At 55.1% G+C, this 23074-nt stretch carries 24 protein-coding genes; all 24 read right to left on the bottom strand.

The genetic code is table 11. From position 1 onward, the window contains the following. Positions 1–28 precede the first annotated feature (28 nt). Positions 29–331: a hypothetical protein gene (locus tag DWY03_RS09985; protein WP_147335435.1), complete on the bottom strand. Its 303-nt coding sequence runs from the start codon at positions 329–331 to the stop codon at positions 29–31. Between the two features lie 83 nt (positions 332–414). Then, positions 415–723: a type II toxin-antitoxin system RelE/ParE family toxin gene (locus DWY03_RS02235; RefSeq protein ID WP_147327731.1), complete on the bottom strand. Its 309-nt coding sequence runs from the start codon at positions 721–723 to the stop codon at positions 415–417. A gap of 2 nt (positions 724–725) precedes the next feature. Continuing rightward, positions 726–1094, bottom strand: coding sequence for a hypothetical protein (locus DWY03_RS02230; protein ID WP_117839792.1), 369 nt, complete (start codon positions 1092–1094; stop codon positions 726–728). A 69-nt stretch (positions 1095–1163) separates the two neighbouring features. Continuing rightward, positions 1164–1526, bottom strand: a complete 363-nt coding sequence (locus DWY03_RS02225) for a hypothetical protein (RefSeq protein WP_117839791.1) — start codon at positions 1524–1526, stop codon at positions 1164–1166. Next, on the bottom strand, positions 1501–1812 hold the full coding sequence (locus DWY03_RS02220) for a nucleotidyltransferase family protein (RefSeq protein ID WP_117839790.1): 312 nt from the start codon (positions 1810–1812) through the stop codon (positions 1501–1503). The genes DWY03_RS02225 and DWY03_RS02220 overlap by 26 nt, the downstream gene beginning before the upstream one ends. Before the next feature lie 28 nt (positions 1813–1840). Beyond that, a complete protein-coding gene (locus tag DWY03_RS02215) occupies positions 1841–2119 on the bottom strand; it encodes a hypothetical protein (RefSeq protein WP_117839789.1) in 279 nt (92 codons plus the stop codon). A 614-nt stretch (positions 2120–2733) separates the two neighbouring features. Then, entirely contained in the window at positions 2734–3102 is a 369-nt protein-coding gene (locus DWY03_RS10295) for an Abi family protein (RefSeq protein WP_117839788.1), read from the bottom strand. Continuing rightward, the gene (locus tag DWY03_RS10290; RefSeq protein WP_158558602.1) at positions 3083–3406 is read right to left on the bottom strand and encodes an Abi family protein; all 324 of its coding nucleotides are present in this window, start codon (positions 3404–3406) and stop codon (positions 3083–3085) included. The genes DWY03_RS10295 and DWY03_RS10290 overlap by 20 nt, the downstream gene beginning before the upstream one ends. 289 nt (positions 3407–3695) lie before the next feature. Beyond that, positions 3696–4016 (bottom strand): hypothetical protein, encoded by a 321-nt coding sequence (locus DWY03_RS02200; RefSeq protein WP_117839786.1) that lies wholly within the window; start codon positions 4014–4016, stop codon positions 3696–3698. After that, positions 3997–6402, bottom strand: a complete 2406-nt coding sequence (locus DWY03_RS02195; protein WP_117839785.1) for a PHP domain-containing protein — start codon at positions 6400–6402, stop codon at positions 3997–3999. The genes DWY03_RS02200 and DWY03_RS02195 overlap by 20 nt, the downstream gene beginning before the upstream one ends. A gap of 505 nt (positions 6403–6907) precedes the next feature. Next, on the bottom strand, positions 6908–8002 hold the full coding sequence (locus DWY03_RS02190; RefSeq protein ID WP_117839784.1) for a hypothetical protein: 1095 nt from the start codon (positions 8000–8002) through the stop codon (positions 6908–6910). Positions 8003–8612: 610 nt separating this feature from the next. Further along, positions 8613–9989 carry a lipopolysaccharide biosynthesis protein gene (locus DWY03_RS02185; RefSeq protein WP_147335434.1) on the bottom strand — a complete coding sequence of 459 codons (1377 nt, stop codon included), beginning with the start codon at positions 9987–9989 and terminating at the stop codon, positions 8613–8615. Between the two features lie 64 nt (positions 9990–10053). Next, positions 10054–11136, bottom strand: a complete 1083-nt coding sequence (locus DWY03_RS02180) for an NAD-dependent epimerase/dehydratase family protein (RefSeq protein WP_117839782.1) — start codon at positions 11134–11136, stop codon at positions 10054–10056. Then, a complete protein-coding gene (locus DWY03_RS02175; RefSeq protein ID WP_117839781.1) occupies positions 11133–12866 on the bottom strand; it encodes a thiamine pyrophosphate-binding protein in 1734 nt (577 codons plus the stop codon). Before DWY03_RS02175 ends, DWY03_RS02180 begins: the two co-directional genes overlap by 4 nt. Before the next feature lie 44 nt (positions 12867–12910). Further along, on the bottom strand, positions 12911–14065 hold the full coding sequence (locus DWY03_RS02170) for a polysaccharide pyruvyl transferase family protein (RefSeq protein ID WP_117839780.1): 1155 nt from the start codon (positions 14063–14065) through the stop codon (positions 12911–12913). Continuing rightward, a complete protein-coding gene (locus DWY03_RS02165; protein ID WP_147334503.1) occupies positions 14055–15245 on the bottom strand; it encodes a hypothetical protein in 1191 nt (396 codons plus the stop codon). The genes DWY03_RS02170 and DWY03_RS02165 overlap by 11 nt, the downstream gene beginning before the upstream one ends. Further along, complete coding sequence (locus DWY03_RS02160) at positions 15235–16305, bottom strand: glycosyltransferase family 4 protein (protein ID WP_158558601.1); 1071 nt, start codon at positions 16303–16305, stop codon at positions 15235–15237. Before DWY03_RS02160 ends, DWY03_RS02165 begins: the two co-directional genes overlap by 11 nt. After that, positions 16292–16855, bottom strand: coding sequence for a DapH/DapD/GlmU-related protein (locus DWY03_RS02155; RefSeq protein ID WP_117839777.1), 564 nt, complete (start codon positions 16853–16855; stop codon positions 16292–16294). The genes DWY03_RS02160 and DWY03_RS02155 overlap by 14 nt, the downstream gene beginning before the upstream one ends. A gap of 2 nt (positions 16856–16857) precedes the next feature. Then, on the bottom strand, positions 16858–18039 hold the full coding sequence (locus DWY03_RS02150; RefSeq protein ID WP_197032792.1) for a glycosyltransferase: 1182 nt from the start codon (positions 18037–18039) through the stop codon (positions 16858–16860). After that, on the bottom strand, positions 18039–19220 hold the full coding sequence (wecB, locus tag DWY03_RS02145) for a non-hydrolyzing UDP-N-acetylglucosamine 2-epimerase (protein ID WP_117839775.1): 1182 nt from the start codon (positions 19218–19220) through the stop codon (positions 18039–18041). Before wecB ends, DWY03_RS02150 begins: the two co-directional genes overlap by 1 nt. A 4-nt stretch (positions 19221–19224) precedes the next feature. Then, positions 19225–20442, bottom strand: coding sequence for an NAD-dependent epimerase/dehydratase family protein (locus tag DWY03_RS02140; RefSeq protein ID WP_117837165.1), 1218 nt, complete (start codon positions 20440–20442; stop codon positions 19225–19227). A gap of 1 nt (position 20443) precedes the next feature. After that, a complete protein-coding gene (locus DWY03_RS02135; protein ID WP_089571660.1) occupies positions 20444–21502 on the bottom strand; it encodes a polysaccharide biosynthesis protein in 1059 nt (352 codons plus the stop codon). Beyond that, a complete protein-coding gene (locus DWY03_RS02130) occupies positions 21503–22279 on the bottom strand; it encodes a WecB/TagA/CpsF family glycosyltransferase (protein WP_197032793.1) in 777 nt (258 codons plus the stop codon). Next, positions 22279–23028, bottom strand: a complete 750-nt coding sequence (locus tag DWY03_RS02125; RefSeq protein ID WP_231500778.1) for a sugar transferase — start codon at positions 23026–23028, stop codon at positions 22279–22281. The genes DWY03_RS02130 and DWY03_RS02125 overlap by 1 nt, the downstream gene beginning before the upstream one ends. Between the last annotated feature and the right edge of the window lie 46 nt (positions 23029–23074).

Raw genomic sequence — 23074 nt, 5'->3', positions numbered from 1 at the left:
GGGGCGTTCGGCTAGGTGCGGGAACGGCCTATTTGCTCAATATGTTCGGCTGAGATCGGAAATCAACCAATTCGTGCGCGTCAGCCGCGCCATGGCAAACGCCGTAACCACTAAAATCGCAGCTCAACACTGCTTTACAGCTTGAACCACGACGTCTCGGGGTGGCAGCTTCGTCGATCAAGGCGATGCTGTCCAGATCATCGGGTAAAGTACGGGGTGCTTTCGGCACGATAGGGTCGGTTGCGTCTTCTGTACAGTTGTCAAAAGTCATGCTTTCAGGATAATTGCTGCAACAACTATCAGGGCATGTCGTTGCATTTAACGTTTTCATCACGCCGTCCTTCTGCTGACTGAATCCGTGCGTTTAACCCGGGCATTTCGACCATGCAACCTAAATTGATATTCTTGAGGCAATCAATCATCGCTGTCCAAGCGTCTAGATGTCAGGTCGAAAACCTTGACCTTGTCCCTTGCACCTATTGCGATGATTTGAACTACTTCGACGTGCCCGTCGCGGATGCGATAAATTACGCGAATGCCATCAGTACGAAACTTAAGTTCCCTACAACCTGCAAGAAGACCCGAAAGCGGCTTGCCAATTTCATCGGCCCGAAGTGCAAGGCGCGCAATACCTTTGTCCGCCATAGCGCGAACCGAGCCATCGAGTGACAGATACTCTTTCTCGGCAGTCTTGTCGTAAAACTCAACCTTAAACCTAGCCACGCTCACTCGAACAGCTCCTCGTCGGAAATGGGATCGGTTGCCTCGGCTTCTAGCATGGCCTCGAACCTCTCACGTCCCGCGGTATCGGAGAACGGAATGCCCTTGCGATTCGAATCAGTGTCGCCCTGCGCGAGCCTTGCAGCGGCTATAGCGTGCAGGCGCTCCTCTCGGAGCTGTTCGAGTTCGACCGCCATCGCTTCGAACTCGTCGAAGCCAACGATAACAGTATCGATGCCATCGTTCCTGTCTGAGACAAATTGCGGTTCTCTTCGAGCGCGACGTCTCGCTTCGCCAAAATTTTTGCTTGCCTGCGTCGAAGTCAGCACCTGTTCGCGTCCGAAAACGAGTTTCTTGTCTATCACGGCAACCATAGCAACCTCCTTTAAAATCTGTCTCTAATACGTATTATAGTTTCATTTAAATACGTACGTAAAGGAAAGTTAAACAGCAATATTCTTACTATTGATTGTTTCGGATGAACAGGGTTTCGAATCGTACTCCAGAGCAACCGGTTGCCTGACAGGGTCTTCGATGGCGCAGTTTAGGGTCTTTGCGAGCGCCAATGCCGAAGAGAGCGAGGCACGGCGTAGGTCGAGTCGGATCTGCTCGTAGAGCTGTATAGCGCGAAGTAAACCCCCGATTGGGTGGCGAGCTATTTTTGCGTTAGACCGGCTGGGCTTTCCCGTGGCTATCAACGCATCCCCATCGCGGATGGCCTTTAGGCTCTCAACGTTGAGTACATCGGGAGGATCAGATAGCAGGATGATATTCGCAAACTCATCGTCCCGCACATGTTGCTTCATAGATGCGCACCTCATCTTGCTTGATACTTTTGCGGAAGGGCAGGCGCATGTGCTCTGGTGGGTTGGTGACGATATCAACCTTTCGCCCAAGTTCCCTCTCGAGCTCATGGGAGAGTTCGTAAAGCGTGCCGAACGTCATGGTGTTGCCGCAGACTAGGCGCAAGTCAATATCGCTATTGGGCGTTTGCTCGCCTCGGGCAAACGAACCAAATAAATAGGCTTCTCTGACGTCGTATTGAGCCAGCACGCGGGAGGCGACGGTGGATATGTCTGTAGGCGAAATCATGTGTTATTTGCCGTTCAACAGTAGAACGTCAGGGGGCCAGCGCCGAAACCGCCGATCCGGTTTTTTGCCGTTCTGCAAGTTCGAAGATAAATGGGGCGTTTGATCTAACGAACTCGGTCAAAAAATCCAGATCGTCAGTAGAAAAACCTTCGACATTGAACCAATTAACCGCAGGCAAGAAGCATTCTGCATGGTCAAAGCCAAAGTCAACCGGACGCTCGACGGGTACGCGAACGGTCCCGTCATCTCGTGTTTCTGAGTAGGCAAACTGAGCGCCGTCATCTAGCTGAACATAGCTCAAAAGCATTGCTGCCTCCTTAGTGTATACATCCAGGTATAAACAACCGCTTAGAAGCAACGCGATGCGAATAAAATTATTCCCATAAGACCTGAACTGCTGATTATTTGTATTAGCGAGACTCGAACCACCTCACACTTCAGTGTCCTTTTGACATGGAAAGCCGTCGTTGTGCGTCGGTCAGGTTTCATGTCATGGATCGTACTTAGATTCGAGCGCCTGCATGCTTAACAGCTTGCAGGCGCTCGAACAGCTCAAGAAGGCCGGCGTCTATTACTTTCTTGGCAGCCTCAACTGTATGATCCGATTCGTGGTTCATGTTAGATAGATCCTAAGCCATTTTGCTTTTAGGTGGGTCGATCTTAAATTTTATACCTGGTTATCTTCTTCCATTCGACTGGGAACCCCATGGCCTCAAGGAGGCGCTCCTCGCCGATGCTCTCATCCAATGACAAGTATCCGTTAACTCACTTGACGAGCTTAGCTTTGAATGCCTTGAACTCGTCGTCGCGCAGGAGGTATCGAAGGGTGATCACTGCCGAGAAGACGTCTACCTCGCCGCAAACGTAATCCGGCCCAATCTTTTCGATGCCGAGCTTGGCGTGCAAGGCCGTGTCAGGAATCTATACGTGGCACCTGTGGAAGAAGAGACGCTCTCCATGCGCGCAGACGTTCCTGTAGAGGGCTAGCACGCGGATAAACGAAGAGAGTTCCTTTGGATTTCCGACCCCGAATCTCTTGGCGATCTTGGCTTTCTCGTTGTCCCTAAGTGCCGTGAGCATTTTTGAAATCTGTCCGAAGGTCATGGCGTTCACAGTGACCCACAGCGGCACGTTCTTATATGCCCTGCGGTAGTAGGCGAGGTATTCATGGCTGGTATCCTTGTTGGCGATATAATCAAGCATGTTCAGCAGCTTCGGGAGAACACGCTTCGCGCCCTTCGATGTCGCGTAGCAGCGGGCGTCTAGATACTTACTCTGGGACTCGCCCATATACAGCGCAGAACTCGTAGGCTAGCGCCGACCTGATCTTCGCCTCGACCTTGAGCAGTGCATCGAGCATTATCTCCCTGAGCTCTACGTCGAACTCGTAAAGCGCTAGGATGTCTCCAAAAGTGGCGCCTTCGCGGTATACCCGGGTGCTCGGGTCGCGGAAAAACGACTGGTAACCGTTCACGACCGGGAAATAGCCGATGTCCGCAAGGACCCTCCGGCAAACCTCTTCGTCCTCGATTCTGAGGCCGGAGCTTTTGAGCTTCTCCATCTGCTGCTGGTAGGTGAGGAATTCTTTGGGCATCGTCGCTCTTCCCGAAAAAAAGGGGGAACCCGCAGGCTCCCCTCCGGTTCCAGGCATCGAAAGTTTCTGGACCCTAATCACTGTCATAATAGTATCTTCAAACTTGGGCCTCGTCAAACCCACGCTCTGAGTATCCACACTTATTGATGGCCGCGCATATCCACAATTCCAAATTACCCTAGACAACTAACATGTCATCATGCCCAATCGCGCTACCGCGTATATCGCAAACAATAGTTACCATGAAAGTCTCCATTGCCCTTGGCTTTCGCGAATAAGCAGCAGGGCGTCAGCTCCGCTTTGTCACGTCGTCGGCGTCGAGCCCTTCAGACTTCTTGGCGATATCAACCAGACCCGGATTCATCTTTTCGCAAGCGCCATCCACGATCTTCTTCAAGCTTTCAAAGAAAGAGAAGGCTTTGCGATCCTGTTTAAGTTCAGTCGCGGGCTCGAGGGAAATCGTCGTAGGTTCGTCGATTCCAGCGAAAAGGGCCGAGTACAACTTCCCTACGTTCAGCTTCGGGTCTTCGATATCAATGGAAAAGTCGTCAACACCCTCGATCGCGATCTTCCCATCCTTCAGCCCGACCTTATATGCCTTCTGAGCCATAGCGTTTGAGTCGTTTCTTAACAACGTCAGCACCTCCTTCAACAGTCTTGGCCACAAGGTCGAGCACCTTGTAGTCGTCGCATTCGTATTCCAAAGCCCCACTCTTCACGTCAATTATTCCATTTTTATCGCGTGCGAGAACGATGACGTTATCGACATCGAGGTTTACGACAAAGAGCGGGTTGTGCGTAATCATCAGCACCTGCCGGTTGGCGCTCATCCTCTTAAAGGCGCCAAGGACGTGCTCCTTAATCGCTACTTGCGAGATCTGATCCTCCGGCTGGTCGATAATATAGATCCCTGGTTTAGCGTCCTCCTCCGCCAAAAGGTCGAAGTACAGGGTCCCGTACAGGCCAGGCGACGGTTCGGCGTCGATGCCTATGGACTTGTTGGTGATTTTCCTTCTCTCGGTTACACGGTCAACTACCGCATGAAGCTTGTTGCGAATCTGATCGTAGCACGTCGCCATAGAAGGTTTTTCACCTGTTACCGCTGCGGCTATTTCCTCCGTAGTCAACTCAGTCTCGGACTGAATGCCATTTAACAGTAGCGAAAGCTTGGGCTTGTTGAACACCTCTTCGAACACCGCTTTGCAGTAGTCTACGTCGGTCTTACCGGAAGTAAGCTCGGAGACAAATATGAATTTCCCCATAGGATTGGGAACCCTAATGTCAACAGGAACGGCATACTCGAGCTTCCTGTCGCGTCGTTTTGCGGCAAGCAACACTGCGTCGGCAATTTTCCCAGAGACATCGTCAAGAGTCGCCGAATAATCATCGATAGTTTTCTGCTCGTCAGTCTTCCTCTTCGAAAGAACTCTGCGCTCCTCGCTCGCAGTGCCCTTGACTGCTCGGGTCTTCACGTCGTCGCGTTCGTAGACTAGCCTATGCTTCTCGACAAGCTTGAGAAGCCTGGCCAACGCCTCCATTGCATCGGCATGGGCCTCGGCAGCCTCAAGTCCCATCTCTTTAAAAAGTCTCGAGTAATCTGCTCTGGCGTTGACAAGGTCGCTCCTGCAGGAGAGCAACTTGGAGCCGAGGTCATCGATGTCCTTAAAAGAGATCTTCTTCGAATATTGGGAGATGGTAAGCATCTCGGACTTTGGTAGGTCGCGCAAAACCACCTCATGCTTATCAAGTCGACGGAGCGCATCGTTGAAGCGCGCTTTCGACTCTAGGGCGACAACGCACTCGTCGAAGAAGCGCTTAAGCGAATCTTTGATAGAGTCGACATCAACATGGGATTGAAAATACTTACCAAAATAATCGTCTTGCCCCTGCCCCGAATGCAGCTCTTCGAGGGTTTTACGAACGCTGTCTTGATCGTCGAACTTGAACTCAGCCGCATCTGGGAGAAGGGTATCGACGCTTATGCCCTCCTTCGCGCAATAGGCCTCGTATCCGTCGACCAACTTGGAATCGCCCACATGACGGCAACCGGTTATGCGGTGAATCATCATCGACTTGCCTATGGAGTTGTCGCCGATAATCGCATTTATTCCGGGCGAAAGCGGTATGTCAAAGCACTTGCCATCAATTGAGAGTTCAAGCGAGTCGAGCTTCGAGGAGCTGGCGCTGAAGAACGAGCAGTCGCCGACCTTGATTCTCGAGGGGTCGGTGATTGCCATGAGCAGACCTTCGAAAGTTGGCAGGCATTTCAGGCTGGAGAATGAAATCTCACCGCCTTCTTTCCCTGGATATGTCGCCCAATCATGACAATCGCTCCCGACAACAAACGGAACGGCATCTTTGGGATAGGTCTCGATGAGCCTCTTGATGTCGAGTTCTCGCCGCTTGTTGAGAATTTCGACCGCGTCGACAAACTCGGTCAAAATTACTTCGCTGGCGCAATTCGCGCCGAGACTGCTCACGTCCCGCTTCGCTTCCTGGCCGGCCGATTTTTCGTGTCCGATGAGGACGGCGTTGAGGCCGATGTCCCTCAGGACCTTGGCGAAACCGTCTTCGGTGAAAGCGCCATTATTGAGATCGTCGTAGCGCGGTTTCCCGTTCTCATCACAGACGACCTCGGCGATGCCGTCAATCAGATCGGGGTGCCGGTCATCGAAGATGGCAACGATATGGACGACGGTCGGCTTCTTGCCATCGGCGCGAATCGATACGCTGAACTCAATACCAGGAAGCACTTTGTTTAGGTAGCCATCCCCCTCCCTCTCCTTCAAAGCGAAGTAAAGGTCTTTGTCAAAGCAATCGTGGTCAGTGATTGCACACATGTTGATGCCATGAGCCTCCAAACCGCGAAGCAGCACGTTAACATGGTCTTTGTCGCAATCGGAAAGTTCCTTCTTGCCTTTGTCCTTTGTGACGACACTTGCAGCAGAATGGATATGCAGATCGATTCTGGTTGGCTTAGTTACTATGCGTTCCAATTGCACCTCCTATGCTGTCAAGGCGAATTGCATATCGCCCAACGTTGATATCAGATGGCCCATTGCCCGTCTTGTGCGATGGGCCGGTTTATGATCCTCTCAAGCAAAACGCCTTCGTCCCTATGGTAATCCCATCCCTCGATGCTGGTTAGATACTTATCGGCTTCTAACCTCATTGCTGATAACCTCGATGACAGCGGCTTCCGCCCTTGATGACGACTTCATCCGACGGCTCCCCCAATGGTCTCCAGACAAGTGCGAATGCCACCCATGCGTCTCAGAATCTCTCAGCACCAAAAAGTGCAAGTTAGCGCTGGTCCGGAAGAAAGGTATTGGGTGATCTTATTTTGAAGAAAGCTACTCGGCTCCATTCTCAGTGCGAAATCGCATATGGCTAGCACATCAGATGTTGCATGCGCGAAAAGGGCAACGCCCCCTATCCGGAAGTGTTGCCCTCAAAGCTTCAACGGAGTTTTTGTATTGCAGCAAGATGCGTCGCGCCGCCTCAGCAGCGATATACGGCAGTCAGGAGCACTGTCCCCAGTAGGAAAAGCGCCACGGACGCGGCGATCCAGTTGCTGTCGCCGGCCTTGGGGAGTACCGCAGTGGTCGCGATGGCGGTCCTGGACTTGGACGGCGTGGACACCGTGGTCTTGGTTACTGTCGTTGTTGTTTTGGCTGTCGTGGCCGCGGGTTTCAGCGCCGGATTTGCCGTGGGCCCTGTGGTGAGCTCTCCGGCAGCGGGGTTAGCATCGGTGGGAGACTTGTTCACGCTATCGCCAGGCACACCGCCCCCGTCTGCCTCCCCCGCCGGGGACGTAGCGCCCTCGGGCTCAATCACCACATGCGGCGCCACCGCACCGGAGGCATCCACCACGCCACCTGCACCAAAGGTCCCGCCAGCAGGCGCCACAAACCGTGCGGACACAAGCGACCCGCCCGTGCATGCAACGCCGCCATCGGTACCGTTCGCATCCAGCCACGAGGCGTCGACGGAAAGCCGACAGCCGGTCGCGCCAGCGCCAAGGCCCGCATCCTGCAGATACACGCCGTAGGCGCGCACGCCCGCTCCGGACCCGGCGCCCGCGGCAACGACGCGTCCGCCGCCGCGCACGGCCATGTCGCCTGCGATCACACCGGCGACCGCCTCGTCCGTTATATCGGCCCCGCCTGCCCGGGCGTCGACGGTGCAACCGTCCACCACGAGCGCCTGCGAGACGTGGATCCCGCACTGCGAGCCCGTCGCCGTCAGGGTCCCGGTGCCGCGAAGCGTCAGGTTGCCCCACACCTCCATGCCGCACAGCGTGATGTCCGCATCCGGCGTATGCGACTCCGTCACGGAGTTTTGCCCGGCAAGCGCCAGCACCAGGTTGCCGTCGGCGCCGATGGCCTCGCCCGCGTAGCCGTTAAGCTCCAGGTTGTCGGCATCGGTCCAGGCCCAGCCGAGGCCCGACACGCCCGGCTCGTAGTACGTCGCGCCCGCGATGATGAGGCTCTCCGCGCCCGCGGCATAAGAAGGCCCGCCCAGCAAAACGCATAGGCAGGCCATGGCAACAATCGCAATGTAATGACGGCTGATGTAGGACTCGGCAGCAAACATACCCGCCCCGATCTTCGCAGGAGCCAATAGAATGTGCACCAGAAAATGCCCTGGTAGCAGCAGTTATTAGTTTAGCGAGATCAAGGCACAAACAAAGAAAATGTCCCTGAGCAGCGCCAATAATTAGGTGTAAATCGTTTTGTCAGTCGGTGAATGGAGGAGACTCTTACGTAATCGATCGGCAGCCGACTCTCAAGTCAACAAATAAGGATAATTGGAATATCCAATGTGCAATTGAAGCTATCTTCCCGATGTTCCCATGAGGCAGGGCCCTGAACCCGTGCTCCTGATCGTCCTCGTCCGGAAGCGAGCAAGCTCTGTCTTTCTGTAGTACTCCGCAATGTTACATACCTGCGGGCCTACCCCCTCCTCTACTGACATTTCACAGGGCGTCGCGATTATATCTTACCGTGGGCCATCTAAGTTCTCGTTCGTCACAATTGCACACCTGACGTTATCGCGTAGATACCGCAAACGTCAGGTGGCAGCAGGGACGTGGTGGTCAATATTCGGTGAGCGGAAATGGTCAAAAATTATTTTTAGCAGTGGTTAAAATCGCCCGGTGCTAACAGCTAGTTTCCCTGCTCAACCGAAAAATTATTCCACAATGCTATTTATTAAGGAAACTCTTGAGAGTCTTAACGGAGCTGCGGTTAGCAAAATAGAAGACAATTGCGCAGCAGAGGGATAGTGCGCAAATCGAAGGAAGCGAGTTGAGACCAGCCGCAAGAAGCGAAACCACAACGACAATCACTCCGTAAGCCAAAATCCTCTTCCAGTCAACAGTCATCGTGCAGTATCTATGGGTTTGCTTCAAGCGAGCAACGAGAATGGCTGCATTTCCAAGGAAGTTGCCAAGTGCCGCCCCCATAAGACCTATCAAGGGAACAAGCGCAAGGGATGCAACGATATTCACGGCGGCGCCGATGACCGTAGTACTGGCAGCGCCCTTGGTGTCCTTGGCACACATATATAGTACTCCCACAAACGCAGAAAGCGCATTGAGGGCGGCGCCTAGGTATAAAAGTGCTACGTAGTTAAAGCATGAAAAGTAAGAAGGATCCATGGCAAACTGGACAAAGAGCTTGGTCACAGGCACGCCGGGGATGAGCAAAGTAGCAAGCAAAATGGCGTATTGGTTGAATACCTTCGAGAAATACTCGTCCTTCCCCTTCTTCTTGAAGAGCATAACTGCTTGCTCCTGCCAAGCGGGGGTGAAAATGTTGGAAATCATCGAGAGCGCGGAGGGAAACTTCATCGCCACGGAGAAGATGCCATTTGCGGAATAGCCCATGAAGCCGACAATTATCAGTCTCCCGAGCATAGTCATCGCCCACCAACTCAGCTGATTGGGCAACAAATAAAGCGAGTAGCGCAGCATCTCCAACGCCACTTCCCCATTAATGCCGGATGCCGCAAACGATCTGAGTTCTCTCTGCGGAACAACCAGAAATAGCGATGCTACGACTGTGGCGGACAGCATCGCGTAAAGAAGTCCGTGATATCCCACATTCAGGACGGCGACCAGGAGAAAACAGCCAAGACAGTACGCGATTGAGTAAACGATGCCAGAAATCGCGAACAACTTATTGTTATGAAGGCCACGCGTGCCGTACTGAAAACTCTGATAAAGACAGCTCAATACGACAAGGACATACATCAGACCCGCATCGGCAAAGTCGACAATAAGCCAGCAGATCCAGAATATCGCCGTGAACACCGCTGTAAGCCCAGCAAAGAGACCCAACCAAGTCGAGTAGACGCTTTTTTTATCGGCCTTAGCATCAATAACCCAACGGAACAGCGACTCTGGAATAGCAAGAACTGCAATGGGTTGCAGGAGGGCAATTATGGTATAGACCATGTCATAGATGCCCATGTCGTCCGTTGCGATATAATGAGTACAAAGCGGGATTATCAGAAGCGTGAGAATCTTAGAGCCGAATGTGCCAATAGCAAAGATGCCCGTATTCTTAATGAGAGCCATAGCATGCGATTGCTCGGAACCCTCAGTATCCTGTTTCTTCTTTTTTATTTGACTCAAGTTTCCTTTACACCAACCCAAATATTGCAGCAAGATACTTAAGGGAACCAGAAACCCCGAATTCGCTTAAAGTGTCTCGAAACGGCAATGACGAACCGGAGACTCGATCGAGGCGCCCTTGCACCGTCGGGGATGCGGAGAGGTGCGGCCCATGCGAAAGATAGGCCGAGAGTTCCCGGGGAAGCGCCTCTCGAACGTCGGTAAGGTCGCCAGTCGTTAGCCCCGTGAACTCAAGCACCTTTGAGTTGTCGAGAATGCGATCGACCATACGGTCGTAGCGAACCTGGGGAATGTAGCCATATTCCTTCAAAGCGGGACCGCAATGGTACTCATAGTCATGAAGTGTCACATCGCGCGTCTCGACCGGCAAGACGGAGCGATACAAGTTGAGCACTTCGCCCCAAGTCTGGTGCTGCGAGGTCGCCACATTGAAGTCCTCACCGGCGGCAGCGGAGTTCCCGACCAACAGTGCAATCATCCGCGCGACATCACATGCCCATGTGAGAGTGCATTGTTTCCCCATCATATCGTGAACGACGGGGACCGGAAGCCCCTTTAAAGCGCGCCAAAGCCAGAGACTGCTTTCGTATGTACATAGCTGAAATCTGCCCACACCATCACCCGAGAAGGTAATGGCGGGGCGCACGATGGTCCAGTTCTCCATCGAGCCGAATCGAAGGATGTCCTCCTCATGAGCTTTAATGATTGCGTACTCTCCGCCAGCGCGATATCTCTCATCAGGACACGACTCAAGGAGACGCGGGCTTCGCTCGTCAATAATCGGCGAATCGGCAAAGACACGGTAGGACGAGAGGAATACGTAGCGGCCAGCCGAAGCAAGCATGAGCTCGGACACTGAACGGAATACCTCGGGGTCCCATGTCATAAAGTCTACTAGGACATCGTATCCATCCTTTAACACATCAGCGAGAAATACTGGATCCTTCGCATTGCCCCGGAGATAGGTGACCGAACCCTGCGATCTACGGGCGCTTCGAGAGGTAACGAAGACGTCCCACCCACGAGAGGAAAGTTCCCCCTGGAGATAGTTCCCTATCGCACCCGTGCCCCCCAGAAGTAGCGCTTTCATCGAACAAGCCCCTTCAGCATGCGTACGCCTTTTTCACCAATGACAGACTTGATGGCAGCCTTGGCGTTTCCCGTCGTAGTCTCCTCGATACTGTAGAGGATCTTAAGTGCATCGGTGTCGTCCTCGGGTCGCACAAACGCTTCAATCAGAACGGGGCGGTCGCGCGGTTCTGGTGAAACGAGCAAGTCAACAGCGACTAGATACTCATCTTTTGTCTCAACGCCCCGATATTCGAACCCAAGGTCCTCGGCAAAGTGCTTAATAAGTTTGCGCGACTGGTGCCCGTAATGGCCCCGAGCGCTTACATAGAGGTCTGCCTCATCGCCGAGGGGGTAAGCGCGATTGATATGATTCTTGAACTCGACACCGCAGCCGTTGTTAACAATGAGGATGCGTAGGTTGTTGCCAACATGACGGTTACCGAGTGCATTCATATCATAGAAAAATGCAAGGTCACCGAACACGCCGAAGCAGGGGGCATCTGTAGCCAGCGATGCTCCGAGCAGGCTTGATACGCCACCGTCGATGCCAAATCCTCCCGTGTTGCAGTACCCACGGACCCGATTGCCCTCGAAGAGGCTCCATGTACGCAACGAGTTGTAAATTCCCATGTGGATAATTGAGCCCTCAGGGAAGAGGGGCAGAGTCTGTTGAGCCATCCAAGCGTTTGAGAAAGGCAATTCAGGAATCTTGGTCATAATGGCGGTAGCCTCGCGCGCGCACTCCTCTCGGTACGCCGGCGAAGTAGTCGAGTCAACCATACTCGCATATGTTTCAAAGAAGCGCTCCTCAGACATGTCGAAGACGTTCTTCAAGCAACCGAAAGTGTCGCGCACCTCTCCATCCGGATTGACGCGCCAGGACGCCTTAAGACGTCTTGGCGCGGCTCCCCCCGAAGTGTTCCCGATGTGGATGAGGACGTCGATTGTCTCTGACGAGGCAACGGCATTGCCTTGCGAGAAAAGCAGCGAGGGGTTCACGCGGTAACGGCCCCAATAGTTACTCGTCTGATCGCAGAGAACGCACGCGCCGTAGGTCTCGCAGAATGAATCAACGGCAACGGTAAGTCTATCGCTCCAGCGGCTGTGCGCACCGACATAGACGGCAACCCTGGAGCCGGAAGGGATCTGAGGAAGTTCATCTTCTGATGTATAACGCATGATGCTACGGCTCTTGGGGAGCTCTGAGGCATCGTATACCTTGGTATAGGTTGTGGTGAGGTTGATGTGGACGGGGGCTCCGCCATCGCGCCGAAGCTCAAGCAGCGCTCGATTGATGGCAACGTTGGCGTAAGTGGCATCCTCAGCGCTCTGAATGATAGGCACTTGCACGCTCAACTTCACGGTGTCGATAGGTTGGACGGTTCGATCGATGGCCTGTTGAATGTTTTGGCCAATGCGGACCGCATGCTGCGTCGAAGTAACTGCAAGCACGGGAAGTTTCCGATAATAGGCCTCAGTGAGACCCGGAAAGTAATTCCTGGACGCTGTGGCCTGCGTGCAGCTGAGAGCCACCGGCTCGCCAGACTCTTCTGCAAGACCGCAGGCGATATAGGCCGCGGAGCGTTCATCAACGGAGGAGAACACCTGGAAATACGGGTCGCGCTGAAGACTGACCACGAACGATATGTTTGTGGTCCCCGGAGAGGCAACGATTTTCCTCACTCCATGCTGCTTCATAAGACTCATGAGCATGAGAACGTTCTTCTCTTCTGTGTACTTAGCAGGCATCTACGCTACCTTTCTTTGTTAATGGTTCACGATTACGCGCACCGTTAGTGCTCAGAGAGTACCGGCTTGAGAGCCCCTCGCAGATACTCCAGAGAACTCTGGCGAAGTGAGGAAATCCTGGTTTCGGCACGAGCAAAGTTGACTTGGGCGACAGAGCAGGATGCGTCCTTAGCATCCCATCGGATTAATCTATCCTCAAGGCCTGTAAGGCTCAAAAAGCTTTCAATTCTTACGTTTTGTGAGGCGGTGGTGCCAGGTTTAAAGCGTTCAAAGACAGAGAAGTCTCGTTCTAGTAGGGTCGAGAAGACAAGACCGTGGAACGAGTCAGTGCACACATGGGATGCATTGTCTATGAGCCAGAGGAACTCTAGCGGCCCCACGCCAGAAGGAACCATACCCCCACGCTTAATATCTCCGTTAAACACAGGGATAATAACGAGTTCGAGGCCCTTTTTCTTGGCAATGGAACGGGCAAGCTTCCAGTTCCCCTCGGAGCGACCCAAGAAGTAGCAGAGACAGTAGCGCTCGGAGACTAGCGGAGTGTCATGCCGACTGATAGAACGCCACTCATCAGCACCGAGCAGTACCACTGGATCGCAGACAACCTTACACTCCCTGCCGCTAAGGTCCCTCACCATTCGCGCTCCCGCAGTCTCACGAGCGCTCAAAGCGTTGAAGCCAGAGACAAGTGGGGCGATAGCCGCAGCAATGGTATCCGGGAGCGAGTCACAACCGAAGCTTGGAGCATAGGCGATACGGGGTTTATCGTCAGCGACGAAATCGAGATAGTAACGAGGGTCGAAGCAACGTGGGGACCACACTTGATCGCTGCCACAGACAAACGCATCAAAAAAGGAATTCAGAGCTTCAAAATCATCTGGCGAAGCTACCGGCTCGGTTTCTTTAATGAAGGTGGAAGTAAACCCCTTGAACGCGGCACTCTTCTCGGCAGAGGTGAACGGCGCAACCCCCATTGCACGCTGCTGGAACATGCGAGCGGCCTTGAAGGGCTTACTCTTACGCAGCCCGGATTGATTTCGCTGCTGCCAAGGCGCGGGGTCGTAATTCACGAGGCGAGCGTCCGCCCCAATGTCATTCAATGTTCTTTGCAAGGCATATGCCTGAAGAACCGTCCCATAGTTTTGAGACTGGTACCAAGTCATTTGAGAAATTAGAGGTTTGTGAATATCAGGAATCACGGAGTACTCTCCTTTCGATAGGCACCATTCCTCGAGAGAGGAGAATTAGAGGGGCGCAGACAGCAGCATTTACGGCATGCCACTCGGTGAAAGCAAAGATGAAAATGGCAATAAGAGCGGCTGCAAAGATGGGATCGATTCCTTCCTTCAATTTGAAAGCACGCCATGCGAGCACTAGAAGCCAGGCGAAACCTGCGACCCCCATATTGAACAGAAACGATGCGTACATCCCATCAACAGTGTGGATATCGTGAAATGATCCCCTGATGAGAAGAACGCCTTCAAAGGCATGGTGTCCGAAAACAGTGAGACCAGCATAATTCCATTGTGCCCACCAAAGAGCAGGCCTACCAGTAAGAAAATCACTCGCAGCCTGGCTGAAGTTGGGTCCCATGAACCAGATGGCGGAAATCCACAACGTAAAAAGAAAGAGAACCAAAGGAACGGCAACGATAACCCTTGGCACCCATTTTACAAAGCCGCTGCCCGCACGATTTGACCAGGCCGTTAGTACAACCACCAATGCATAGAAGAGAAGGAGAGATGCTGCCGAAGTCCGCGAACCCGCTACAGCAACAATCACACTCGTAGAAATCGCGCCGACGATTCCCCTCAGCGCAATGTGTACATCCGTTCGACAGAACATGGCCATAGCCCAAGCGAAGAATACGGCTGCGCAGTAATTCGGATGGATAAAAAACAACGCACTACGATTCGAAGACAGGCCTCCAATATCGGACCATTGCAATCCAATCGTCACGCCCATCAGCCGAGCGATGACATAGGTCCAGATCATAAGGACTATGATTGCCGTTACGGCGCGGCTCCAGCATTTAAGGATAGATTGCGGATCAATTTCATATGCGGCGGTAAGAAGAAGCGAAGTAGTCAACAAAACAGACTCGCCAGATAGAACATAGGACACAGTTCCGAGACATATACCTATAATTCCCAAACCGCTCGAGTGGCCCTCCAGGAAAAGGACAGCCACCCTGAACGCCAGAAAAGCGCATCCAAATAGCAATAAGACCTTAGCAAACGCACCTTCTACCGCAACGAAAACAGTAGCTTGGAGAAAGAATTTGGCAAATAAGACCCAAAAACCCATCCAGAAGAAGACCGAGCTCCTTGACGAAAGTGATAGGTTTACAGGCTGATCAGCGGTAGCGCTATTCGTCATTCGAAAGAACCTCCCAATAGCGCTCCGCCACGGCATCCCAAGTATTCGCTGTGGCAACAGCGTGAGAGCGACTTGCCACCTCGCGATAGAGGGCGTTATCAGAACACAGGCGAACAAGGGATGTGGCAGCCTCATCTGCCCAATCCGCTTCGTCGATATCGCAACGAATAGAGTTGGATCCGTCAAAGAGCGCAGAGGCGCCGCACTTCTCGGAAATAATAGGTATGCAGCAAGATGCGGCGCCCTCCAAAACGGATACATTGAAGGTGTCGAACCTGCTGAGCCCGGCATAGAAGTCAGCCTTACGATAGAGCCTCATTAACTCTTCCTTGTCAGATATTTCTCCGCGGTAATCAAGCTCAACACCACCCTCCCTAGCCATCTTTTCGCAGAGGGCACGATTGGAGCCGACGGCCCGGGAATCCCGACCGCATACTATGAGCCTAGGTTGGGCATCCGTTAGGGCAGCATACTTCGACAGCGCAAGGAGTGCGAGATCGCAGCCCTTGCGCTCCTCGAATCCTCCCGTCGTTATCACGACGGGAGGATTCGAGGAGCGCTTCTCAGCCAACAATGAGTCGACTTCAACCCCTACAGGGAGGTCGACACCGTTCCCGATCACCGTAACGTTTTCGTTACGGCCATACAACTTCTTAAGAACTTCAGCCTCAAACCTAGAAACACAGATGAGATTCGGGAACTCTCTAATTAGCTTAGGTTCGAGCTTAAGATCACGAGACAGCACCGGCCGGTATTTGCGTTCTTCGGCTGCAATGCCATGAACTACGAGGTAGTAGTTATTGCCGTGATCAATCTTCGATAGCATGCAGAGCGCCATGGGTACTCTGAATCCATTTTGGTGCACGCATATGGAGTAACCCTTGTAAGTAAATGGAATCTTCACAATGAGCTTTAGCACATCGGCAAAGGAATAAACCTCAGCAAGCTTGCAAGCATGATTCTGGGCAAGACGGGAGTGGACTGCCGCGGCTACGCCCAAAGGCCCCCTGTTTCCGTCGAGACGTGAAATCAGCAGCACCTTCTCATTAGGAAAGTCCATAAACGATATCCTCTTTGGCCTCGTGCTTTTCAAGGAACTCATCTACAGTTCCAACAACGCGAGCCGGGTTGCCGCATACGACCGATCCAACCGGAAAGCGGCCTTTGACAACCGACCCCCCCCCGATGATGCAGTCATCACCGATAACAGTGCCAGGCAGAATCATTGTGTTTGCGCCGATAAAACAGTTCCTGCCAATAGTCACAGACTTGAGAAGCTTACCATGCGTCCCACGGCGAGCATACAACGCCTTGTCGATGCTGTAGTCGTGGACTAAGATGGACGTTCCATAGCTGATGGTGACTCCATCGCCCAAAGTGATGAGATTGTAGCCCGCCGCATCGAAGCGGCATTCAGGGCTTATCCAAGGATCACCGTACTCGGAGAACTTATCCGAGATGTTGACCCCTAGCCACGCCAAGTAGCGAGGGTATAGCTTTTTATAAGTTTTGTTCGATAACTTATTTATTGCAAGGAGAACGCCCTTTAAAGGTATTTTCGCTACGCGTTTATATCCCTGAGCAGCAGGAACGACTTTGTCGACCCTCATTATTAAAAGCCTTTCTCTATCATGGATAGTGCTTGATCAAAGCCGGCAACGAAACTTGAATCAGCACGATGAAGCGTCTCCCTGCACCCACCTGTGTCGTAAGTTATAACAGGAGTGCCACAGGCCTCGGCTTCAAGGTTGACCGTCGGATAGTTGTCCTCTACGGTAGGATTGAAATAGACGTCCGCCGTTGTATAGATGCCGGCGAGCTCCTGGGGAGAGTTGGTACGTTTGAGGCCAACAACGCCCCGGGGAAGCGCCTTTAGCTGCCGATCCGAAAGGCCGACGAGCGCTACGACAAACTTGTCAGAGTCAAGTTCCTCGGCTAAGCGGACGAAATCAGGAAGTCCCTTGCGCTTGGTCCAAGGGCTCGCAACGCCTAGCACCATAAACCGGTCGCCAATACCGTATCTCTCGCGGAAGTCGCTTGGGGTGGGCTTGAAAACGTCGGTGTCGATGACGTTATGACGGACCTCCACCGGATAATCTTTGAGAAAGCTCTCCCCGACCAAATCCGCGAGCCACTGTGAAGGTGTTATTAGCGTCATCCGCTCAGGCGGTACGCTCGTGAAGATGCGTTTCTTATCTTCATAGTTTCTCGCGCAGTTGGTTTTTGAAATCGTTATGGGATAGGTGTCCAGCTGCGGGCAGCATTTCGAGTACGCGCAATGAGACTGCCATTGTGCACACTTCACATATGTGAAGTGTGCACAATGGCCCGTAAAGGCCCAGCAATCGTGCAACGTCCATTTAACCTGGCAACGATGTGAGGCGAGCCAAGAGAACAGCATCTCTATGTTCACGTAATAGCCGTGTATGTTATGCAGGTGCACCACATCGGGATCGATCTCGTCCAGGCGCTTGAGCAGTTTTGCGGTATCTCGCTTAGAGTAGAAGCCCATGCGGTCATGCAAACGTGTCATGGCGCCGTGGGAGAGGTAGCCGGCCTTCGAAGCGCAGCACTGCTCATGGTCGCTTATCGTGTTGTGGCGACGGCCCCAGAAGATGTAAGAGTCAACCCCGCGCTCAGTCAGCTCATGGTGAAGGTTGCGCATTATGGTACCGGTGGAACCGTTGTAAAAGCTGTTGAGCTGGACGTAGCGCAGCGGGCGTCCCAGACATTCACCCAGAGCGAGTGCTTCGTCGACGAGCGCGTCGGTCGTGAGCCCTTGGGTCTGCGACACTAGCATTTCCTCCACACCATCTTGTCTACGACGCCTGTGTAGCTCTGGATGATTTTCACGACCTTGGTGGACACGGTCTCGTCGGCGTAGTCGGGCACGGGGGCCTCGGGGAGCGACCCCTCGGCGTCGAGCTCGACGGCGGTGTGGACCGCCTGGAGCAGGCCGCGCTCGCTGATGCCGGCAAGCGTGAAGCACGCCTTGTCCAGCGCCTCGGGGCGCTCGGTCGAGGTACGGATGCACACCGCCGGGAACGGGCGGCCGATACTGGCGAAGAAGCTCGACTCCTCGGGCAGGGTGCCGGAGTCGGAGACAACCGCGAAGGCGTTCATCTGCAGGCAGTTGTAGTCGTGGAAACCCATGGGCTCGTGCATGCGCACGCGCGGGTCGAGCTTGAAGCCAGTGGCCTCCAGGCGCTTACGGGAGCGCGGGTGGCAGGAGTACAGGATCGGCATGTCGTATTTCTCGGCCAGCGCGTTGATCGCGGTGAACAGGCTCGTGAAGTTCGCCTCGGTGTCGATGTTCTCCTCGCGGTGGGCCGAGAGCAGCATATAGCGCTTGGGCTCAAGGCGGAGCTCGGAGAGGATATCGGATGCCTCGATCTTGTCCAGGTTGGCGCGCAGGACCTCCGCCATGGGCGAGCCTGTGACGTAGGTGCGCTCCGGGGCGCAGCCGGTGTCCTTGAGGTAGCGACGGGCGTGCTCGGAGTAGGCAAGGTTGACGTCGGAGATCACGTCGACGATGCGGCGGTTGGTCTCCTCGGGCAGGCACTCGTCCTTGCAGCGGTTGCCCGCCTCCATGTGGAAGATGGGGATGTGGAGCCTCTTGGCCGCGATAGCGGACAGGCAGCTGTTGGTGTCGCCCAGGATCAGCAGCGCATCGGGCTGGACCTGCACCATCAGCTTATAGCTCGCGGCGATGATATTGCCCACCGTCTCGCCCAGGTCGGCGCCCACAGCGTCCAGGTAGACGTCGGGGTCGTCCAGCGACAGGTCGCGGAAGAAGATGCCGTTGAGCGTGTAGTCGTAGTTCTGCCCGGTGTGAGCCAGCAGGCAGTCGAAGTGGCGGCGGCACTTCTTGATGACCTCGGACAGGCGGATGACCTCGGGGCGGGTGCCCACGATGATCAGCAGCTTCAGGCGGCCGTCGTCCCCGAAGCGGATATCGGAATAGTCCTTGCCCATGCGGCTAGACCTCCTCGTAGTAGGTGTCGGGGTCCTCGGGGTCGAAGGGCTCGTTGGCCCACATGACCGTCACGAGGTCCTCGGTGTCGGACATGTTGGTGATGGAGTGCGTGTAGCCGGGGATCATCTCGACCACGCGCATGTCGGGACCAGAGACGACATACTCGTCGACGGGGAAGGGCTTGCCCTCGGCGTCCTCCCCCACCCTCCTCAGCCTGATCGACGCGGTACCGGAGACCACCAGGAACCTCTCCCATTTGCTCATGTGCCAGTGGTTGCCCTTGGTGATGCCGGGCTTCGAGACGTTGATGGAGACCTGGCCGCGCTCCGGCGTGCGCAGGAACTCGGTGAACGAGCCGCGCTCGTCGGTGTTGGGCTTCAGGGAGTAGGCGAAGTGCCCCGGCTCGTAGTGGGACAGGAACGTGCTCCAGAGCTTCTTGGAGAAGGATCCCTCGGAAAGGTCCGGCACCGAAAGCGTCTCGCGGCTGTCGCGGAAGCTGCCCAGCAGGTAGACAATCTCGCCCAGGGTTTTCACGTCGGTCCCGGGGACGTAGCAGAAATCATCTCCGTCGACGCGCTCGAGCCCCTCGTATCCGCAGCGGTGCTCCTCCCCCAGCAGGGCGCCCAGCATCTCGTCGACGAGGTCGTCGATGTAGAGGAGCTCCAGCTCCACCGAGGGGTCGTTCACGGTGTAGGGGCGGCCGTTGGCGATGGCGTCGCAGAAGGTGGCCACGGCGGAGTTGTAACGCGGGCGGCACCACTTGCCGTAGAGGTTGGGAAAGCGGTAGATGAGCACCGGGGCGCCCGTGCGCTCGGAATAATCGCGGAACAGGCCCTCCCCCGCCAGTTTCGACTCGCCGTAGACCGAGCCCTCAAAACGGCCGGAAAGGCTCGCCTGCGCGGAGCTGGAGAGCATGACGGGGCACGTGTTCCCGTGGCGCTCGAGGGCATCAAGCAGCGTGGAGGCGAACCCGAAGTTGCCCTCCATGAACTCCGCCTGGTCCTCGGGGCGGTTGACGCCGGCCAGGTTGAAGACGAAGTCGGCGCGGGAGCAGTAGCCGTCCAGCTCCTCGGTCGTCGAGTCGACGTCATACTCCATGACCTCGAGCGGCAGCAGGGCTCGGTATTTGGCGCGGCGGTCCTTGCCGTCGCGGATGTTTTTCAGCGCGCAGCAGAGGTTCTTCCCGACGAAGCCCCTGGCGCCGGTGACGAGGACGCGCACCCTACTGCACCGCCTCGTGCTCGCGGCCCTCGAGCGCCAGCTGCACGTACTCGGCGGTCTTGATCTTGGCGATGGTGCCCTCAACGTCGAGCCTCTCGGTGTTGTGGGAGGTGTAGGACTCGTCGGCCTGGGTCTCCACCTCACCGTCCACGACGAACTTGTCGTAGTTCAGGTCGCGCGAGTCGCATGCCACGCGGTAGTAGCCACCCATGTCCTCGGCGCGCAGGCGCTCCTCGCGGGTCATGAGGGTCTCGAAGAGCTTCTCGCCGTGGCGGGTGCCGATCACCTGGGTGCCCACGCGGCCGAAGACCTCCTGGACCGCCTCGGCGAGGTCGCCGATGGTGGAGGCAGGCGCCTTCTGGATGAACAGGTCGCCGGGGTTGGCGTGCTCGAAGGCGAACTGCACCAGGTCGACCGCCTCGTCCAGGTTCATGAGGAAGCGGGTCATGTTGGGGTCGGTGACCGTGAGCGGCTCCCCTTTTCGGATGCGGTCGATGAACAGCGGGATGACGCTGCCGCGCGAGCACATGACGTTGCCGTAGCGGGTGCAGCAGATGGTGGTGCGGCCGGCGCCGTTTCGGGCGTTGGCGTAGATGATGGACTCCATCATGGCCTTGGACTTGCCCATGGCGTTGATGGGGTATGCCGCCTTGTCGGTGGACAGGCACACGACGCGGTCGACGCCCTCGTCGATCGCGGCGTGCAGCACGTTGTCCGTGCCGATGACGTTGGTGCGCACGGCCTCCATGGGGAAGAACTCGCAGGAGGGCACCTGCTTCAAGGCGGCGGCGTGGAAGATGTAGTCCACGCCGTGCATGGCGTCGCGCACCGACTGGGCGTTACGGACGTCGCCGATGAAGAAGCGCACCTTGGAGGCGAGCTCGGGCGACTTCTCCTGCAGGCGGTGGCGCATGTCGTCCTGCTTCTTCTCGTCGCGAGAGAAGATGCGGATCTCGGCCAGGTCGGTGTCCATGAAGTGCTTGAGGACGGTGTTGCCGAACGAGCCGGTGCCGCCCGTGATCATCAGGGTCTTGTCTTTGAATGCGGTGGTGGATTTCATCTACTTGCCTTCCTTGCGCTTGGCGCCCGTGAACTGGTAAAAGAGGAATTTGGTATTAGTAACTAGATATCGTTTGAAAAGTCGTTTCGGCTCTTGGATAAGTCTGTATAGCCACTCAAGGCTTAGGTTTTGCATCCAGATCGGTGCCTCCGGTACCACTCCGGCGAGAACGTTGAACGCGCCACCAACGCCGATCATCAGCGGCTGCGGCCCCCCTTTGAGTTCGTGCATAAGAAGCTCCTGACGAGGCGCACCAAGCGCGATCCATGCGAAATCGGCCCCTGAGTCGGCAATACGTTGGGATAAATCGCATTTTTCGCCATATGTCAGTGGACGGAAAACGGAGGGTTCCATGCCTGCGATTTCCAAGCTCGGATATTCCTTTTGAAGCGCATCTCTGAGCGCCTCGAGGTTCTTCGTCTCATTTCCGTAGAAGTAATGGCTCCATCCGTGCAGGCTGGAGATCTCAAAAATCTCTCGCATCAAGTCTGGACCAGTAACGCGGTCCATTGATGCAACAGCCTTTCTACCAACAATCGACAGGGGTTTTCCATCAGGAACAGACATGACGGATTCAGCTTGGCAAGCCCAATAGGAAGGATCATCGTGGGCCATTACAGACGTATGTGCATTAGAAACGCAGATGTATTCGCCACGGAGCTCATCGATATGCTCAGTAAGAAAATGAATGCAGTGAGGCATATTCGTGCCGGTAATCGGGACATCAATTACCGGCACGCGATTGAGCTCGGAATACTTTGAATAATTATCGAGCATTAGCACGCACCCTTACCGGTGATGACCTCGATTACCGTAAGGACGACAATCTTGAGGTCCGTGATGATCCCGCGCTTAGCGATGTATTCAAGGTCGCGCTGGACCATGCCGTCAAAATCGGTCGAATTGCGGTCCGTCACCTGCCACCAGCCGGTGATGCCTGGCTTCACGGCCAGGCGCTGCAGGTCGTACTCGGTGTACTGCTCAACCTCGCGCGGCAGCGGCGGGCGCGGGCCCACCACGCTCATCTGGCCCAGGAACACGTTGAGGAACTGCGGGAACTCGTCGATGGAGTGCTTACGTATGAACTTGCCGATCTTCGTGACGCGGGGATCCTCCCTCATCTTGAACATGGCGCCGGCGATCTCGTTTTGTTCCTTGAGCTCGGCGAGGCGCTCGTCGGCGTCCTTGTACATGCTTCGGAACTTCCACATGCGGAAGGTGGACAGGCTGCCGTCGGGGCGGGTCTGCCCCACTCGGATCTGGCTGTAGAAGGGGTTGCCCTCACTCTCTAGGCGGATGGCCGCGGCAAGCACAAGGCTGGGTACGGCTATGACGGCCAGCACGCAGCCGCTGAACACGATGTCAAAGGCGCGCTTAACGGCGCGGTAGGCCAGGCGCGAACGATCCCAGTCCATGATGGACTGCATGGCCTTGTAGCGATCGCCGCCCTCACGCCGGTCCATGGCCTGAGCGATGAGCGTCGCCCCCGCGGGCGCATCCGTTGCATATTGAGGTTTATCCGACACGTTCTCTTTCAACACTTCGTCCCCAGATCGGGGATCCTCCCTGTTC

It is taken from the genome of Collinsella sp. AF23-2 (genome assembly GCF_003459245.1).
Taxonomy (GTDB): domain Bacteria; phylum Actinomycetota; class Coriobacteriia; order Coriobacteriales; family Coriobacteriaceae; genus Collinsella.
The sequence above is the reverse complement of the archived record's forward strand: the minus strand, read 5'-3'. Positions and strand labels throughout refer to the sequence as shown.